We start from the raw sequence: 18,160 nt of genomic DNA, 5'->3' as shown, positions 1-18,160 counted from the left end.
TCTATGCGGTCTATCATATTCCAAACATAGATGACAATTTTCATTATTGTAGTGCTAATGCAGCAATAGTTGTTATCACTTTCACAGCACTTTTCATCCCTTCCAAAGTAATAAGCTCATGTTTACTATGGAAATTATAGCCACCAGTAAAGATATTTGGACACGCTAATCCTTTTTCTGCTAACCATGCTCCATCTGTACCGCCTCGGATAGCTTTATGAATTGGTTGAATACCACATATCTGCATTGCTTTATCCGCAAGTTCTACAGATTTTGGCACAGTTTTAACAATCTCATTCATATTCTTATAACTATCTGTAATTTCCACGCATACTGGCTTTTTCAATGATTTTTTCATATTAAACTCATTTACAAGCTGCCGAATAAAAGCCTTACGCTGTAAAAATTTTTCTTGCTCAAAATCACGAATCAAATAATGCAGCTCAACTCTTTCTATATCACCACTAAAGCGGCTAAGATGATAGAACCCTTGTTTACCTTCCGTTTTCTCTGGTGTTTCATCCGCAGGCAACCCCTGTTGGAACTCACAAGCTAAGCTTAATGCATTAATCATTTTATCTTTTGCAGATCCTGTATGAATATTGACTCCTTCAATAGTTACAATTGCACTAGCTGCATTGAAATTTTCATATTCTAATTCGCCAACTTCCCCACCATCAATAGTATATGCCCAATCACAAGAAAAGTTTTCTAATGGAAAAAATTGCATTCCCAGTCCAATCTCTTCATCTGGGGTAAATGCCACTCGAATATTACAATGAGGTAAATTGTTTTCTTTCAATATTGAAAGTGCGGTCATAATTTCTGCAATTCCAGCTTTATTATCTGCTCCTAATAACGTATTTCCATCAGCAACAATCAAGGTTTTCCCTACCAGTTGGTGTAAAAAATGGTAATGTGCGGGACTAATAAATTCTTCCCCCATTCCTAATGCAATATCACCCCCACGATAATTTTCAATCACTTCAGCCTGTACATTTTTACTACTACATTCAGTTGCTGTATCTAAATGGGCAATTAGTCCAATCGTTGGGGAGCTGGGATCAGTATTAGAGGGAAGAAAAGCCGTAACAACTGCGTTTTTTGATACTTCAATTTCTTCTAATCCTAGAGCAACTAGCTCTTGTTGTAGATGCTTTGCTAATTTTACTTGCCCTTGTGAGCTCGGGGACACTTTAGCACCAAGTTTAGATTGAGTATCATAAGTAGTGTAATGTAAAAAACGCTCTAATAATCGATATTCTTGATCTTCATTTAACATAGAATTTACTCGCGACAAAATAATAATTAAAGTTTAATGGCAAATAACGGTCTATTCATTGATATATCACAACTTTCTCTGTTAATTTTCGCAAAGTCACCTATTCGCTTCTGAATAATAAAATATAGTTATAATATAGTTATAAAATAGTGTGTTATCTGAGTGAAGCCATTCTCCCCTTTTCCTACAATTTTTTTATAAAATCACTTTTATTTATTAAACAATCGCTATATCATTAGCATTTATTTTTTAATCGTGAGCGCCAACAGTTTTTCTGTTGGCATTTGTTTCTACTCAATACCTAAATTATTGGTACATTAGGGAGAAAACCAAAGCTAGTGGAAAATTCAGTTCAAAACAAGCCTATTATTGAGCTTCGTTCTATTACTAAGTCCTATGGTGATAGAACCATCATTGAAAACTTTAATTTAACGATCAATAATGGGGAGTTTTTAACCATTCTTGGTCCTTCAGGTTGTGGTAAAACAACTGTTTTACGTTTGCTTGCAGGCTTAGAAGAATTAGATTCTGGTCATATTATTCTTGACGGCGAAGACATCACAAACATTCCCGCTGAACATCGTCATGTCAATACAGTCTTTCAAAGTTATGCTCTGTTCCCACATATGACAATTTTTGAAAATGTGGCATTTGGTCTACGTATGCAAAAAGTACCTAATGAAGAGATTAAACCTCGTGTATTAGAAGCATTACGTATGGTTCAACTTGAAGAATATGCAGAGAGCAAACCAGCACAATTATCTGGTGGACAACAACAACGTATCGCTATTGCTCGTGCTGTTGTGAATAAACCAAAAGTATTGTTACTTGATGAATCACTTTCTGCTTTAGACTATAAATTACGTAAACAAATGCAAAATGAATTAAAAGCATTGCAACGTAAATTAGGGATCACATTTATTTTTGTCACACACGATCAAGAAGAAGCTCTGACAATGTCTGATCGCATTATCGTGTTACGTAAAGGGCATATTCAACAAGATGGTTCTCCACGTGAAATTTATGAAGAGCCAAAAAATCTTTTTGTTGCTAAATTTATTGGTGAAATCAATATCTTTAATGCAACCGTTTTAGAGCGTATTGATGAAAAACGTGTACGTGCTAATGTTGAAGGTCGAATTTGTGAAATTTATACAAACCTTAATGTCACACCAGAGCAAAAGCTGAAAGTTTTACTCCGTCCAGAAGATATTCTGATCGAAGAACTTGATGAAAATCAAAGCTCAAAAGCAATTATTGGTCACGTTGCTGATCGTAACTACAAAGGCATGACATTAGAATCCAATATCACATTAGATCACAATGGAATGACAGTACTTGTCAGTGAATTCTTCAATGAAGACGATCCTAATATTGATCACTCTTTAGGTCAAAAAGTGGCATTAACATGGCACGAGGGCTGGGAGGTTGTGTTGAGCGATGAAGAATAATGCTTTCCAAAAATCAACTATTGCTGTCATTTTTGGCTGGTTGATCTTCTTTGTACTTGCACCAAACATTTTGGTACTTATCGTCAGCTTTTTGACTCGCGATAGTAGTAACTTTTATGCATTGCCATTTACATTTGAAAACTATACACGTTTATTTGAGCCACTTTATGCTCAAGTTGTGTGGAATTCATTGTATATGTCAGGCCTAGCCACACTTGTTTGTTTAATTATTGGTTATCCTTTTGCATTTTTATTAACAAAAATTAACCCTAAATATCGACCATTTTTACTCTTTTTAGTTGTGTTACCGTTTTGGACTAACTCACTCATTCGTATCTATGGTATGAAAATCTTTTTAGGAGTAAAAGGTATTCTCAATAACACCTTGATGACTCTTGGTATTATTGATACACCAATTCGTATTTTAAATACTGAAGTTGCAGTAGTCATTGGCTTAGTTTACTTACTTTTGCCATTCATGATTTTACCGCTCTATGCTGCGATAGAAAAACTGGATTATCGTTTACTCGAAGCAGCTAAAGATTTAGGAGCAAATGCATTTCAACGTTTTATTAAAGTGATTATTCCACTCACTATGCCAGGTATTATTGCAGGCTGCTTATTAGTTTTATTACCTGCAATGGGAATGTTCTACGTCGCTGATTTATTAGGTGGCGCAAAAGTACTGCTAGTAGGTAATGTAATTAAGAGTGAATTCTTAATTTCGCGTAACTGGCCATTTGGTTCCGCGATCAGTATTGGTTTAACTATTCTAATGGCATTGCTCATTTTTGTTTACTACAAAGCAAGTAAATTAATGAATAAGAAAATGGAGTTGGAATAATGAGCCGATTACTACGCAATATTTTTATGCTGGTGGTATACGCTTATTTGTATATCCCAATTATTATTTTGGTGACAAACTCGTTTAATGATGATCGCTATGGTTTAACTTGGAAAGGCTTTAGCTGGAAATGGTATGAACGACTATTTAATAACGATACGCTCATTCAAGCTGCTATTCACTCAGTAACGATTGCTTTTTTTGCAGCAACAATCGCTACGATTATTGGTGGTCTAACAGCAATAGCCTTATATCGCTATCGTTTCCGTGGTAAACAAGCAGTGAGTGGCATGCTATTTATCGTGATGATGTCACCAGATATCGTCATGGCAGTATCATTACTTGCTTTATTCATGATTGTTGGCATTAATTTAGGCTTTTTGTCATTATTATTAGCCCATATTACATTCTGTTTACCTTATGTAGTTGTAACTATCTTTTCACGTCTTAAAGGTTTTGATATAAAAATGCTTGAGGCAGCAAAAGATCTTGGAGCAGGTGAAGTAACGATTTTACGTAAAATTATTTTCCCACTTGCACTGCCTGCAATTATCTCAGGTTGGTTACTCAGCTTTACAATCTCATTAGATGATGTTGTTGTTTCATCATTTGTGAGTGGAGTCAGTTATGAAATTTTACCATTGAAAATTTTCTCTTTAGTAAAAACAGGTGTGACTCCTGAAGTTAACGCTTTAGCAACAATCATGATTATCTTATCATTAGGATTAGTGATTTTAAGCCAAGTTGTCGCCAGAAAAGGAAAATAAGTATTGTAAAAATAATACTTCACAAACAACTTAATACAAAATAGAATACGCCTTGCCTTCAAACAAGGCGTTTTTTTATACCTCTTACCAAAGAGAATGTTTACCCTTAACAGGAGAATGATAGAAATGAAAAAATTTGCAGGTCTTGTGACTGCAGGAATCATGACACTTGGCTTAACTGCTAATGCACATGCAACCAATGACACTGTTTACCTTTATACTTGGACTGAATATGTCCCAGATGGTTTATTAGATGAGTTTACAAAAGAAACGGGAATCAAAGTCATCGTTTCTAGTTTGGAATCAAACGAAACTATGTATGCGAAATTAAAAACGCAAGGTGAAACGGGTGGTTATGATGTTATCGCACCATCAAATTATTTTGTGTCAAAAATGTCGCGTGAAGGTATGCTAAAAGAGCTAGACCACAGCAAATTACCTGTTATCAAAGAATTAAACTCTGACTGGTTAGATAAACCTTATGACAAAGGTAATAAATATTCATTGCCACAATTGTTAGGAGCACCTGGTATTGCTTATAACACAGATAGTTATAAAGGTGATAACTTCACTGCTTGGGGAGACTTATGGAAGCCTGAGTTTAAAGGAAAAGTACAATTACTTGATGATGCGCGTGAAGTATTTAATATTGCACTACTTAAATTAGGACAGGATCCAAATACTACGGATCCAGCTATTATTAAGCAGGCATATGAAGAATTATTAAAATTACGTCCAAATGTACTTTCGTTTAATTCAGATAATCCAGCTAACTCATTTATCTCTGGTGAAGTTGAAGTAGGCCAACTTTGGAACGGTTCTGTCCGTATTGCTAAAAAAGAGCAAGCTCCTTTAGACATGGTTTTTCCAAAAGAAGGACCAGTACTTTGGGTTGATACTTTAGCAATTCCAGCAACATCAAAAAATCCTGATGGCGCACATAAATTAATTAATTATTTATTAAGTGCGAAAGTATCTGCTCAATTGACAGAAGAAATTGGCTATCCAACATCGAATGTTGAAGCGCTAAAACTACTACCTATTGAAATTACACAAGATCCAGCTATCTATCCAACAGCAGAAATATTACAAAATAGCTATTGGCAAGATGATGTAGGTGATGCTGTTGAATATTACGAAAACTATTACCAACAGTTAAAAGCAGCTAAATAATCTGTTTTACATACTATATAAAGTGCGGTGAAAATTCTGAAATTTTAACCGCACTTTCTCTCTATTTCATCTTATCTCATTCTGTTTTCAACAAATGAATTTTTAAGCATAAATTTCATATAATAATTCATTTACAATCTGTATTTTCTAGCCTAAAATCCATCTCTGTCCGTATCCATTCGGCATCTTCAGGTCAGTTTAGCTATATTTTGACTGACACATTCATTATCCCCTTTTATGGGAGCTATATTCATGAAAAAACTCACTTGTATTTTAACAACTGGCATGATGATGCTAAGTGTAAATAACTACGTAAACGCAGCGAATAATAATGAAGTTTATCTTTATACTTGGACAGAATATGTTCCAGAAGGTTTATTAGATGAATTCACAAAACAAACTGGAATTAAAGTTATTGTATCAAGCTTAGAATCAAATGAAACAATGTATGCAAAATTAAAAACTATTGGTAAAGATGGTGGCTATGATGTCATCGCACCAACTAGTTATTTTGTGTCAAAAATGGCCAGAGAAGGGATGCTGAAAGAATTAGATCACAATAAACTACCAGTCATAACACAGCTTGATCCCAATATGCTTGATCGTCCCTATGACAAAGGTAATAAATATTCACTACCCCAACTATTTGGTGCAACAGGAATTGCTTACAATACTTCAAACTACAAAGCTGAGCAATTTCAATCTTGGGGAGATTTATGGAATGTGGAATTTAAAGATAAAATACAAATGCTTGATGACCCCCGTGAGCTCTTCAATATTGCGTTATTAAAAATGGGAAAAGACCCGAATACACAAGATCCTGCTGTGTTGGAAGAAGCCTATAAAGAATTATTAAAAATACGTTCAAATATTCTCTCTTTCAATTCTGATAATCCAGCAAGTACTTTTATTTCAGGTGAAACAGATATTGGACTCTTGTGGAATGGTTCTGTACGTATCGCTAAAAATGAAGGAGCAACAATAGATATGGTCTATCCAAAAGAAGGAACAATGCTCTGGATAGATAATTTAGCTATACCTTCCAGCGCAAAAAATACAGAAAATGCTTATAAATTAATTAATTATTTATTAAGTGCAGATGTGTCAGAAAAATTGACATTAAATATTGGCTATCCAACATCTAACTTGGAAGCATTAAAACGTCTTCCCAAAACATTGACAGAAGATCACGCTACTTTCTTAACTCAAGAAGTAATTGATCGCAGCCAGTGGCAAATTGACGTAGACAATGCCATTGATCTGTACGATAGTTATTATCAGAAATTAAAAGCAGCAAAATAATTGACCATAGCTTGATTTCAATCACAAAAAGATCTTCGGGATGAAGATCTTTTCCATTTTGTACATTAATATAGTCAAAAATATTTAGACAAGGAGAAATAATATGAAGCAACATATTTCAGACAGAATAAAACAAGCAGCCTATCTTATTGAGCCGAGACAGCTCGGAGAAGATATATGGCATATTTTAGAGGAGCAGCATTTTACTGGCTTATTACCTCACTTCGTTATCAATCATCTTTGCCAGAAACATCAGCTTGATAATAAGCAACTGGCCTTAAAATTGTTACCTGTTGCAGCTTGCTATTCCCATACACCAATTTCACATTTCTATGTTGGTGCAGTCGCTATTGGTATTAGCGGTAATTTTTATTTTGGCGCAAATCAAGAATTTTCAGATAGTAATATCCAGCAAACTATCCATGCAGAACAAAGTGCTATTTCATATGCTTGGATAAATAAGGAGAAATCACTTACTGATATTGTCGTAAACCATACACCATGCGGTCACTGTAGACAATTCATGAATGAGCTAAACTCAGCTTCAGAATTACAAATTCATTTACCTCATAGTCAAAATAACCCACTACAAAAATATTTACCAGACTCTTTTGGTCCAAGAAATCTGGATATTGAACTACATTTGTTAGATGCTCATTCTAATCATCTTAGCTATGAGACAGATGATCCTGTTATTTTAGCAGCTCTCAGTGCAGCGAATATGGCTCATGCACCTTATTCTAACTCTTATCATGGTGTTGCAATCCAGACTGAAAATCAACAAATCTTTATTGGTAGCTATGCAGAAAACGCTGCATTTAACCCAAGTTTACCTGCACTGCAAGTCGCTATTAATAATGTATTTTTGAATGGAGAGGAAATTGAAAATATTCAACGCATTGTCATGATAGAACAAGCAAATGCGCTAAGCTATCGTAAAATGAGTGAGGATTTAATCGAGAGTATTTGTGATATAAAATTAGAATATGTATCTCTCTAGTCAAAAATAACTATAAAAAGAAAAATGTGGCTAAAATACTAAAAATCTTAGCCACATTTTACATATAACAGGATTAGGCTGAATTATTACTTATTTTAATGATATAGCCCAACTAGAATAAATTCCTCTCTCGTAAAAAATTTATTTGCCAATAATATCTAAATTATTCATATAAGGACGTAACACATGCGGTACAGTAATCGTTCCATCTGCATTTTGGTAATTCTCTAAAATAGCTACAAGAGTACGTCCCACCGCTAGACCTGAACCATTTAAAGTATGGACTAAACGTGTTTTCTTATCTGCTTTAGAACGGCACCGTGCTTGCATACGACGAGCTTGGAAATCCCACATATTTGAACAAGACGAAATTTCACGATATGTATTTTGTGCAGGTAACCACACTTCTAAATCATAAGTTTTACAAGCCCCAAAGCCCATATCTCCTGTACATAATAAGACTTTACGGTATGGTAATTCTAATAATTGTAATACTTTTTCAGCTTGCCCTGTAAGTTCTTCTAAAGCATCCATAGAAGTTTCTGGCGCAACAATTTGAACTAACTCAACTTTATCAAATTGGTGCATACGAATGAGGCCTCGAGTATCACGCCCATAAGAGCCTGCTTCAGAACGAAAACAAGGCGTATGTGCAGTCATTTTTAATGGCAAATCAGTTTCGTCCAAAATTTCATCACGTACTAAGTTAGTTACAGGTACTTCTGCGGTTGGAATGAGCGCATAAGGTTGCTGTCCTTCTAAAGCTTGAGTATGGAATAAATCTTCTCCAAATTTTGGCAACTGACCTGTTCCATATAGTGTCGCATGATTGACTAGATAAGGCACATAAGTTTCTGTATAACCATGTTGCTCCGTATGCAAGTCCAACATAAACTGTGATAAAGCTCGATGTAATTTAGCTATTTGGGCTTTCATTACAGCAAAACGAGAACCACTTAATTTCGCACCTGCCGCAAAATCTAAACCACCAAGTGCTTCACCTAATGACACATGATCTTTTACATCAAAATCAAAATTTTTGGGATTTCCCCAGCGTAGCACCTCTAAATTGTCATTCTCATCTTTACCTAAAGGCACTTCATCTGCTGGTAAATTAGGGATAGTCAAAGCGATTTGATTAATTTCGGCTAATACGTCATCTAATTTAGCTTTAGTTGTACTTAATTCAATCCCCATATGATCAACTTCTGCTAATAAAGCTGAAATATCCTCACCACGCGCTTTTGCTTGACCTATATTTTTTGAACGCGCATTACGTTCTGCTTGTAAAGTTTCTGTTTTCACTTGCAATGTTTTACGTTGCTCTTCAAGCTCTGTTAACAGCGCAATATCTAATACAAAATTACGTTTAATTTTTAATTTCTCAGCCACGTCTGCAAGATTATTACGCAATAGATTTGGATCGATCATTTTTTACCTACTTTGATTAAAATTTAGACGGAATTAACCGCACTTTTGCATAAAATTGATTGAAGTATTTTAGATCGAATTACATGAATAAACCAGTTTAAAATCAAAGCGTATGAGATTAAAAGTAAACAATATCAAGAATAAAGCCAACTTCTTGTAAACACATAATGAGGATATGAGGATATGAGGATATGAGGATATGAGGATATGCAAGTTATGGCTAACAAAACTTGTCAATCCAATATATTTTAATAACGTTTTTTCTGGCTCGTTTGATCTTGTTGTCGAAGCCAGTCAAGTTTCTCTTTGATTTTAATTTCCATACCTCTATTAGTTGGAAAATAGTATTGTGTATCTTTGAGAGCTTCAGGAAAATAATTTTCGCCTGCCGCATAAGCATTAACCTCATCATGAGCATAACGATATTCCGCCCCATAACCAAGCTCTTTCATCAACTTAGTCGGTGCATTACGCAAATGTACTGGAACATCATAATCAGGTAATTCTTTTGCTTGCTTTTTTGCTTGATTAAACGCGGCATACACTGCATTACTTTTTGGTGCCACCGCAAGATAAATGATAGCCTGTGCAATCGCTCTTTCGCCTTCAGCTACACCAACACGAGTGAAACAGTCCCAAGCAGCAAGTGCAACTTGCATCGCTTTAGGATCTGCGTTTCCCACGTCTTCTGAAGCAATAGCTAATAGGCGTCTTGCAACATAGAGAGGATCACCACCAGCAGTAATAATTCTTGCATACCAATATAATGCTGCATCTGGTGAAGAACCTCGCACAGATTTATGTAGTGCTGAAATCAAATCATAAAAACGATCACCTTGTTTATCAAAGCGGGCTTGGCGTTCCCCCAACACTTCTTTTAATAAAGTATGATCTAACACTTTTCCATTTGTATTTTCTTCCGCCATGTCAACCATTAACTCAAGGCTATTTAATGCCAAACGAGCATCACCATTCACATATTCAGCCAACGTCTCAAGTAAATTCGGGGCTAAAACAATGTGTTCTTTTCCCAATCCCCGAACGTCATCTTTCAAAGCCTGTTGAAGAACCTGAGTAATATCAGAAGTAGTAAGAGGCTTTAAAATATATACTCGAGCACGAGATAAGAGCGCACTATTTAATTCAAAAGACGGATTTTCAGTCGTTGCACCGATAAAAATAATAGTGCCATCTTCAATATGAGGTAAGAAAGCATCTTGCTGGCTTTTATTGAAACGATGCACTTCATCTACAAAAAGAATTGTGCGTCTATCTGTTAAACGATTTTGTTTAGCTCGTTCAATTGCCTCTCTAATTTCTTTTACACCACTAGTTACAGCAGAAATGCGTTCTACTTCCGCCTGAATGTGTTGTGCGATAATCTCGGCAAGCGTAGTTTTTCCAGTTCCAGGTGGTCCCCACAATATTATTGAATGAATATGTCCAGATTGGAGCGCTTTACGCAAAGGTTTTCCTGCACCAATTAAATGCGTTTGACCACAATATTGTTCAAGCGTTGTTGGACGCATTCTTGCAGCAAGAGGGCGGAAATCATCGTGCGTAAAATCAAGACTCAAGTTAGACATAAACTATTCCTATTTATTTTTTACGCTGATCGTCTAATTCTACGCCTTTTGGTACAGTAAATTTAAATAAACTGTCAGTTAAAGGTTGGTTAGTAATATTGCGTAATACGTATAAATTTGACTGCCCATCTTTTTCAATAGTACTGAAATTACGTAATATTCCCTCACTATCAATACGAATATCAAATTGTTTAATATTACTATTCTTAGCTTTTGGCTTTAGAATAAAAGTATCTGCTTTTTGTTCAACCGAATATTGCGTCCAATGGCTATTATCGTCGCTCGTAAGTAACACAAAAGGTGTATTATTCACCGCTTCTTTTACCCAATTCGCAGTGACTTGTTCAACAAAAGGGTCATAAAACCACAATGTTTTACCATCAGAAATAATTTGGCTTTCCTGTGGCTCTTTATTATCCATACGAAATAAATTAGGTCGTTTAATTTGAATTTTACCACTTCCCTGTTGTACATTTTTTCCATCAGCGGTACTCACAGTTTGCGTATAATCTGCACTTAAGACATTGACTTTCGCCAAACGCTGTTGCAGCTCACTAGTAGCATCAGCCCAAACTAAACAACTAAAACAGGTAGCAATAAGTGCGATTGTTTTTAACAAAATTTTTTGCATATTGATTTCCTTAAAAATCAGAAGAACGTCGTGCTAATATTTCACGTTTACCGTTTTGCATTGGCGAAACGATCCCTTGTTCTTCAAGTTGATCCATAATACGTGCAGCTCGATTAAAACCGACTTTAAATTTACGTTGTACATATGAAGTTGAAGTATTACCCGTGCTGGTAACAAATTCAACGACCTCATCAAATAAATCATCTAAATCATCCGAATCTGTTGTTGACTTTTGCGAATCAGCTTCATCATCATCTGATCCGTCTAAAATCCCTTCTATATAAGTTGGTTTGCCTCGTGCCTTCCAATCATCAACAACGCGAGCAACCTCATCATCACTCATAAAAGCACCATGCACACGAACTAAATCAGAAGATCCAGCTCCTGAATACAACATATCACCACGTCCAAGTAATGCTTCTGCACCAACTTGATCCAAAATAGTACGAGAGTCAATTTTACTTGCCACGGTAAAAGCAATCCGACTTGGAATATTAGCTTTAATTAATCCTGTAATAACATCTACTGATGGACGTTGTGTTGCTAAAATTAAATGAATTCCAATAGCACGTGCTTTTTGAGCTAAACGTGCTATCAGCTCTTCTACTTGTTTACCCGCTACCATCATCAAATCGGCAAATTCATCGACAATCACCACAATATAGCTTAATTTCTCCAATGGAGGGGGCAATGCATCCATTGTATCCCCTGGTCTCCACAATGGATTCGGAATTGGCATATTCATGGCTTCATATTCATCTATTTTTTCGTTATAGCCTTCAATATTGCGTACACGTAATGCAGAAAGTAATTGATAACGGCGCTCCATCTCATCAACACACCAACGTAATGCATTTGCTGCTTTCTTCATGTCTGTCACGACTTCTGTCAGCAAGTGAGGGATACCATCATAAATAGATAATTCAACGACTTTAGGATCAATCATAATAAATTTTACTTCTTCAGGCTTCACTCTGAAAAGTAAACTTAAAATCATCGTATTGACTCCAACTGATTTCCCAGATCCTGTTGAACCAGCCACTAACAAATGCGGCATTTTAGCAAGATCAACCACTACGGGTTTACCACTAATATCTTTGCCTAATGCCATTGAGAGTAACGATTTTGATTGTCGGAATTCCTCACTATCTAGGACCTCGCGTAAAGTCACCATTTGACGATTAATATTCGGTGTCTCAATCCCAATATAAGGTTTACCTGGGATAACTTCTGCAACACGAATTGAACGAAACATTAATGCTCGTGCTAAATCTGTATCAATACTTGTCACTTTCGCAGCTTTGACACCAGGTTGTAACTCAAGTTCATAACGAGTAACAACAGGACCGACTAACACATCTCTGACAGTAGCTTTTACACCAAAATTCCGTAATTGATGTTCAATCCGTTGCGATATTTCAAGAATTTCCTCCTGAGTAATACGATGTGCCTGACTTGGACGATGCTCTAATAATTCCAAACTAGGCATTGGTGTTGTTGGTTTAGCTTTAGTCGTCACTTTTTGCTGTAATGCAGGATGAATTAGAGAATCCGCATAAGATTTATAGAGTGGTGCAGTTGGTGCTAAATTAACATCTTGTAATGAAGGTTCTGTAAAAATCGCTTGAAGTGCATCTTCTGCATTTATTTCTTTTGCACGTAATGCCATTTCATCCAATCTTTGCTGTTCTTGCACTGCAAATTGCCGCGCTAAATCACTCTCTTGCTCATCATTAAGTGCGGTCAAATTTTGCGAAATCTTATCTGAAAGTGGAGATAAAGAGACTGTTGGTATTTCAGTTATGTCAGATGAAAAATCACTCACATTTTCAGGCAATTCTTCAACCACAGGAGATGTAGGTTCAGGTATTGTTACTGAAAAAGGTGGAACATTATATTCATTTTGTACACTTACTGTTGGCAATGAAAGATCCTGCTCAACTGCATACCCACCAAGTTGGGCATTTTCAAGATTATCAAACTCAACATCAGAATTTAATGTTGATTGCGACACCGCTACTGTAGCTTGCTCAGTATTTACTCCATTAATATTAATAAAATTTTCAATGTTCACTAAATCAGGTGCTGTCGTTTCAACTGTCGGCACTTCTTCAATTGATATTTCTTCAATTAGATCCGATAGATTATTAGTCTCTTTCTCTTCTAAATCAGTATGTTGTAAGTCTAAATCTTGTTGCATTGGTAAGGACTGAATATCATTTTGTCGTGTTTTATCATCAGTTTTCATCGTTAACCAATTAAAGAAACTAACAAATAAACGAATCAATGAGGAACCAGAGCACAACATAAATCCAAGTAAAGTTAATGCAACACCAGATAACATCAAGCCAACAAAATCTAATAAAGGAAAAAATACCGTTACTAAACTGCCGCCAAGAACCCCTCCAGCTAAATAATACGGTGAATTTGTTAGTAATAACGTAGCGAGAACGCAAGCCCCACATAAAAAAACGACAAAGCCGAATACGCTAAAACTGAAACGTAATATATTAAATTGTTTGTTTTTTTTATTACGTAAAAAATAAAGCGAAGTGATTAAAATCACGAAAGGAATAAGGTGTCCAATATGTCCAAATAGTACAAAAAACAGATCAATTAACCAAGCCCCCAAAGCGCCTGTTTTATTGATTGTATGTCCAATATAGCTTGAAGATGCCCATGAATTATCTAAAGGCGAGTAACTTGACCACGCAGCAATCAAATAAAGCGCAAAAAATGTAGTCAAGATAAAGAAAAACTCAAACAAATACTGCTTAGGTGTAAATTTTTCAGAAATTCGTTTAATCATTGTCTTATTTAAGTTGTAAAAAGTTAGTTTGTTTTACTTCTTCCATCACCACATAAGTACGGGTGTCATTTACACCAGGTAGCCGTAATAATGTTGTCCCGAGTAATTTACGATAAGCCGCCATATCTGCTACACGTGTTTTTAATAAATAATCAAAATCACCTGATACTAAATGACATTCTTGGATTTCATCAAGTTGTTGTACTGCTGCGTTAAACTCTTCAAATACATCAGGTTTACCTCGAATCAACGTAATCTCGACAATAACTAATAACGGTGAATCTAGTAATTCAGGATTTAGTAAGGCACGATACCCCATAATCACGCCCTGTTTTTCTAGGCGTTTTACACGTTCTAAGCAAGGCGTAGGTGATAACCCTACTTTTTTAGACAAATCTATATTTGAAATTTTACCATTGCGTTGTAATTCATCTAGAATTTTTATATCAATACTATCAAGCGCTTTTATCAATTTCTTTTCCATCGGCGATATCCTTTATTGTAGTTTTCAATCTTAATATTAAGTCAGATCATACTATGATATTTAAAAATTATCTAATATAGTCAATGCATCAGATAATTTTTTCACTGTAAATACTTCCATATTTTGTAATGCATTTTTAGGACGATTAGCGAATGGTACGATAGCGCGTTTAAAACCATGTTTAGCCGCCTCACTAATACGTTCTTGCCCACTCGGTACAGGGCGAATTTCACCCGCTAACCCCACTTCGCCAAATACGACCAAATCTTGTGGTAATGGACGGTTACGAAAACTCGAAATCAGCGCTAACAATAATGCTAAATCTGCACTCGTTTCCGTTACTTTCACTCCGCCCACAACATTAACAAAAACATCTTGATCTGACATTTGTAGTCCGCCATGTCGATGTAATACTGCCAATAATAATGCTAAACGATTCTGTTCCAACCCAACAGCTACACGGCGTGGATTGGCTAACATAGAATGATCAACTAATGCCTGAATCTCCACTAGCAATGGGCGAGTACCTTCCCAAATAACCATCACCGAACTACCAGAAGTTTGTTCTTCACCACGGCTTAAAAAAATCGCAGATGGGTTTTTCACTTCTCGTAGACCTTGTTCTGTCATGGCAAATACACCTAATTCATTGACTGCACCAAAGCGGTTTTTTTGACTACGTAATGTCCGATAACGTGAATCTGCCTCACCTTCCAATAATAAAGAACAGTCAATCACATGTTCTAATACTTTAGGCCCAGCTAAAGTCCCATCTTTCGTCACATGACCGACCATCACGATCGCAACTTGTCTTGTTTTTGCATAACGTGTTAAAAATGAAGCGCATTCACGAACTTGAGCAACACTTCCTGGTGAAGATTGAATATCAGCCAAATGCATAACTTGAATAGAATCGATCACGATGATTTGTGGCTTTAACTGATCAGCTAAAGTACAAATTTGCTCAACTGATGTTTCAGAAAGCATATTTAATTTATCAGAAGGTAATCCCAAACGTTTTGCACGCATAGCCACTTGTTGTAAAGATTCCTCTCCTGTCACATAAAGTGCGGTCATTTTCTCAGCTAAACCACACATGACCTGCAACAATAACGTACTTTTCCCTGCTCCAGGATGTCCACCAATTAAAATTGCACTACCCGGTACCACACCACCGCCTAATACACGATCTAATTCATTAAAGCCACTCGCAAAACGAGGCGTTTCTTGTAGTGAAATATCTGAAAGTGTTTGAATTTTGGCACGAGTTTCCCCAGCATAGCCACTAAAGCGATCCCCTTTAGAGGATGTGCTCGCAGAGATTAAACGTACTTCACTAATAGTATTCCACGCCTTACAAGCTGCACATTGTCCTTGCCAACGTGAAAACTCTGCACCGCAATCATTGCATACATAAGCAGTTTTAGGTGCTTTTGCCATAAATTAATGCTCCAAGGTTAAAGAAATTAAATTGATCATACGTTTTACATATTGCCCAGTTTGCAATACTTGTTTTAATTTTTCTAAAGCGATCTGATTGTTTTTCGTTTCACTGTGAAAACGTATAATCTCACGAATCTGAACAAATAGTTCATTATTACTTTCCAACAGTTCTACTAATACATTAGCATTCACTTCTGAGAGACATTTTGACTGTCTTTGATTAAAAATTGTTTCTAATAGAGCTGTTTGATCAATGTAATAATGATACAAATTAAAAAATACGCCAATGCGTTCTACAGTACGTAAAAAATCCACATTAAAATAGCTACTCTCTATAGCAAAAGTTTCGTCAATTAAAGCTTGTTCTAATTGAAAAAGTGCACTGAGCTTATCTATAGGATTATGTGTACTTTGTTCAACTTGTAAAAACTCGCGCCATTTTTCTAACCAATGAGTGACTTCGACTGGTTGTTGTGCATAAACTAATGCATAGCCTCTCTTGGCTTTTGATGCCCCACTTAAACGCACATTTCCTTCTAACTCTAAGCCTGCCACAAAATCTAGTAAGTCACTTATATTACCTGACTTTAATTCAAACTCGACTTCAGAAATAGGCACTTGTTTGTCATTCGCTTTTATTTGTCCTAAATCAAAAGCAATTTCAATCACTGTGTGCGTTCCACATTCAATCAACCATGATTGACGTTCAAAGTCAGTACTAAAAATAGGCTGTAGCTTAAATTGTGCCAAATTTTCCACATCCACACCGCACTTTTTAACGAGCAAAGCTAAATCAGGCTCCGCATTTGGTAAAGTAACATTATATTCTGGGCGAATATGTAATCCGCCTTTTACTTCACCATCGGTTTTTAATGTTAAGGTATATTGCCCGTTCTGCTGCCGTACTCGTAAACCCATTTTTTGTTTTGCTAATAAATGTTCTGGGGTGTCATAATAACAATTACCCAAAAATTGCTTTTCATTTCCTAACAAACGAAAACCCGTTATTTTTTGATGTAAAAAATTAATAAAATTAGGTTCTACGGCTAATTTAAGCTCTACTTCATTACTCATTATAAAAAACCTTTTATTTCAATAAATTATAAACTTCATCAGTTATATAAAAAGCGTTTAATTTCTGCATTATCTAATAAATACTGAACTTTTTCGATTAAAATCGTGAATTTTTAGCTGACATAAGGTAAGATTCGCGTGAAAAATACATTAATCTCTATTTGGGAGCTATCTTATGGCAATTAATAATATCCTTGGATTATTTGCACATTCGCCGTTAAAGCCGTTGCAAAAACACTCAGAAAAAGTGACTGAATGCTGTAATTTGCTTATTCCCTTCTTTGAACACACGTTTCGTGGCGAATGGGATAAAGCTGAAGAATTACGCGCTAAAATTTCAGAATGTGAGCGTCAAGCAGACACATTAAAACGAGAAATTCGTTTGAAATTGCCTCGCGGCTTATTCATGCCAATTGATCGCACAGATTTACTTGAATTAGTCACTCAACAAGATAAATTAGCTAATTTTGCCAAAGACATCTCAGGTCGAATGATCGGTCGTCATTTTGCAATTCCAGAAGAAATGCAACCTGAATTTGAAAAATACTTAAAACGTAGTCTAGATTCAATTGTACAAGCACACCGTGTGATCGATGAAATGGAGCAATTACTTGAAACTGGCTTCAAAGGACGAGAGCTTGATCTAGTGAATCGCATGATCAATGAACTTGATGCAATTGAAGATGATACAGATCAAATGCAAATTCATTTAAGAAAAATGCTGCTTAGTATTGAATCTCGCTATAACCCAATTGATGTGATGTTTTTATATAAAACACTTGAATGGGTTGGCGTCTTAGCAGATCAAGCTCAACGCGTAGGCTCACGGATAGAATTAATGTTAGCTCGTTCATAACCCATCGGTTTAATAGGAAGAACAAAA

Annotated in this window: 15 protein-coding genes; 7 read left to right on the top strand and 8 right to left on the bottom strand. The window is 35.8% G+C overall.

From position 1 onward, the window contains the following. Nucleotides 1-43 precede the first annotated feature (43 nt). Nucleotides 44-1,282 carry a peptidase T gene (pepT, locus tag K7G93_RS01530; RefSeq protein ID WP_223668056.1) on the bottom strand — a complete coding sequence of 413 codons (1,239 nt, stop codon included), beginning with the start codon at nucleotides 1,280-1,282 and terminating at the stop codon, nucleotides 44-46. 338 nt (nucleotides 1,283-1,620) lie between these two features. Here pepT and potA point away from each other — a divergent pair, with 338 nt between their 5' ends. The 6 genes from potA to cdd all read left to right on the top strand — a co-directional run bounded on the left by potA (nucleotide 1,621) and on the right by cdd (nucleotide 7,819). Continuing rightward, a complete protein-coding gene (gene potA, locus K7G93_RS01525; protein ID WP_160531467.1) occupies nucleotides 1,621-2,733 on the top strand; it encodes a spermidine/putrescine ABC transporter ATP-binding protein PotA in 1,113 nt (370 codons plus the stop codon). Then, nucleotides 2,723-3,577 (top strand): spermidine/putrescine ABC transporter permease PotB, encoded by an 855-nt coding sequence (gene potB, locus K7G93_RS01520; RefSeq protein WP_049216319.1) that lies wholly within the window; start codon nucleotides 2,723-2,725, stop codon nucleotides 3,575-3,577. The genes potA and potB overlap by 11 nt, the downstream gene beginning before the upstream one ends. Beyond that, nucleotides 3,577-4,344, top strand: coding sequence for a spermidine/putrescine ABC transporter permease PotC (gene potC / locus K7G93_RS01515; RefSeq protein WP_049216320.1), 768 nt, complete (start codon nucleotides 3,577-3,579; stop codon nucleotides 4,342-4,344). Before potB ends, potC begins: the two co-directional genes overlap by 1 nt. Nucleotides 4,345-4,470: 126 nt before the next feature. After that, nucleotides 4,471-5,517, top strand: coding sequence for an extracellular solute-binding protein (locus tag K7G93_RS01510; RefSeq protein ID WP_049216321.1), 1,047 nt, complete (start codon nucleotides 4,471-4,473; stop codon nucleotides 5,515-5,517). A gap of 252 nt (nucleotides 5,518-5,769) precedes the next feature. Next, nucleotides 5,770-6,819: an extracellular solute-binding protein gene (locus K7G93_RS01505; protein ID WP_226690311.1), complete on the top strand. Its 1,050-nt coding sequence runs from the start codon at nucleotides 5,770-5,772 to the stop codon at nucleotides 6,817-6,819. Nucleotides 6,820-6,922: 103 nt separating this feature from the next. Next, nucleotides 6,923-7,819: a cytidine deaminase gene (gene cdd, locus K7G93_RS01500; RefSeq protein WP_191134978.1), complete on the top strand. Its 897-nt coding sequence runs from the start codon at nucleotides 6,923-6,925 to the stop codon at nucleotides 7,817-7,819. A 141-nt stretch (nucleotides 7,820-7,960) separates the two neighbouring features. On the opposite strand, the gene serS is transcribed toward cdd, so the two are convergent. The 7 genes from serS to K7G93_RS01465 form a co-directional block, all read right to left on the bottom strand. Further along, a complete protein-coding gene (gene serS / locus K7G93_RS01495; RefSeq protein WP_049216324.1) occupies nucleotides 7,961-9,250 on the bottom strand; it encodes a serine--tRNA ligase in 1,290 nt (429 codons plus the stop codon). Between the two features lie 248 nt (nucleotides 9,251-9,498). After that, nucleotides 9,499-10,836 (bottom strand): replication-associated recombination protein A, encoded by a 1,338-nt coding sequence (locus tag K7G93_RS01490; protein ID WP_226690310.1) that lies wholly within the window; start codon nucleotides 10,834-10,836, stop codon nucleotides 9,499-9,501. 13 nt (nucleotides 10,837-10,849) lie between these two features. Beyond that, nucleotides 10,850-11,467, bottom strand: a complete 618-nt coding sequence (lolA, locus tag K7G93_RS01485) for an outer membrane lipoprotein periplasmic chaperone LolA (RefSeq protein ID WP_226690309.1) — start codon at nucleotides 11,465-11,467, stop codon at nucleotides 10,850-10,852. Between the two features lie 10 nt (nucleotides 11,468-11,477). Further along, complete coding sequence (locus K7G93_RS01480; protein WP_226690308.1) at nucleotides 11,478-14,276, bottom strand: DNA translocase FtsK; 2,799 nt, start codon at nucleotides 14,274-14,276, stop codon at nucleotides 11,478-11,480. Nucleotides 14,277-14,280: 4 nt separating this feature from the next. Further along, nucleotides 14,281-14,760, bottom strand: coding sequence for a leucine-responsive transcriptional regulator Lrp (gene lrp / locus K7G93_RS01475; protein ID WP_082303084.1), 480 nt, complete (start codon nucleotides 14,758-14,760; stop codon nucleotides 14,281-14,283). Nucleotides 14,761-14,820: 60 nt separating this feature from the next. Further along, complete coding sequence (gene radA, locus K7G93_RS01470; RefSeq protein ID WP_049216329.1) at nucleotides 14,821-16,200, bottom strand: DNA repair protein RadA; 1,380 nt, start codon at nucleotides 16,198-16,200, stop codon at nucleotides 14,821-14,823. A 3-nt stretch (nucleotides 16,201-16,203) separates the two neighbouring features. Next, nucleotides 16,204-17,277, bottom strand: coding sequence for a CYTH domain-containing protein (locus tag K7G93_RS01465; RefSeq protein WP_226690307.1), 1,074 nt, complete (start codon nucleotides 17,275-17,277; stop codon nucleotides 16,204-16,206). 175 nt (nucleotides 17,278-17,452) lie between these two features. Between K7G93_RS01465 and K7G93_RS01460 the strand changes: the two genes are divergently transcribed. Then, entirely contained in the window at nucleotides 17,453-18,133 is a 681-nt protein-coding gene (locus tag K7G93_RS01460) for a TIGR00153 family protein (protein WP_049216331.1), read from the top strand. Nucleotides 18,134-18,160 lie beyond the last annotated feature (27 nt).

Origin of the sequence: Pasteurella canis, assembly GCF_020810675.1 — a bacterium.
In the GTDB taxonomy this organism is placed as follows: domain Bacteria; phylum Pseudomonadota; class Gammaproteobacteria; order Enterobacterales; family Pasteurellaceae; genus Pasteurella; species Pasteurella canis.
Note: the sequence above shows the minus strand (reverse complement) of the source record. Positions and strands in the feature narration are given on the sequence as shown.

Excerpts from the sequence above, each read along its gene's own strand:
- pepT (WP_223668056.1), bottom strand. The coding sequence starts at position 1,282 with ATGTTAAATGAAGATCAAGAATATCGATTATTAGAGCGTTTTTTACAT.
- potB (WP_049216319.1), top strand. The coding sequence starts at position 2,723 with ATGAAGAATAATGCTTTCCAAAAATCAACTATTGCTGTCATTTTTGGC.
- potC (WP_049216320.1), top strand. The coding sequence starts at position 3,577 with ATGAGCCGATTACTACGCAATATTTTTATGCTGGTGGTATACGCTTAT.
- K7G93_RS01510 (WP_049216321.1), top strand. The coding sequence starts at position 4,471 with ATGAAAAAATTTGCAGGTCTTGTGACTGCAGGAATCATGACACTTGGC.
- K7G93_RS01505 (WP_226690311.1), top strand. The coding sequence starts at position 5,770 with ATGAAAAAACTCACTTGTATTTTAACAACTGGCATGATGATGCTAAGT.
- cdd (WP_191134978.1), top strand. The coding sequence starts at position 6,923 with ATGAAGCAACATATTTCAGACAGAATAAAACAAGCAGCCTATCTTATT.
- serS (WP_049216324.1), bottom strand. The coding sequence starts at position 9,250 with ATGATCGATCCAAATCTATTGCGTAATAATCTTGCAGACGTGGCTGAG.
- K7G93_RS01490 (WP_226690310.1), bottom strand. The coding sequence starts at position 10,836 with ATGTCTAACTTGAGTCTTGATTTTACGCACGATGATTTCCGCCCTCTT.
- lolA (WP_226690309.1), bottom strand. The coding sequence starts at position 11,467 with ATGCAAAAAATTTTGTTAAAAACAATCGCACTTATTGCTACCTGTTTT.
- K7G93_RS01480 (WP_226690308.1), bottom strand. The coding sequence starts at position 14,276 with ATGATTAAACGAATTTCTGAAAAATTTACACCTAAGCAGTATTTGTTT.
- lrp (WP_082303084.1), bottom strand. The coding sequence starts at position 14,760 with ATGGAAAAGAAATTGATAAAAGCGCTTGATAGTATTGATATAAAAATT.
- radA (WP_049216329.1), bottom strand. The coding sequence starts at position 16,200 with ATGGCAAAAGCACCTAAAACTGCTTATGTATGCAATGATTGCGGTGCA.
- K7G93_RS01465 (WP_226690307.1), bottom strand. The coding sequence starts at position 17,277 with ATGAGTAATGAAGTAGAGCTTAAATTAGCCGTAGAACCTAATTTTATT.
- K7G93_RS01460 (WP_049216331.1), top strand. The coding sequence starts at position 17,453 with ATGGCAATTAATAATATCCTTGGATTATTTGCACATTCGCCGTTAAAG.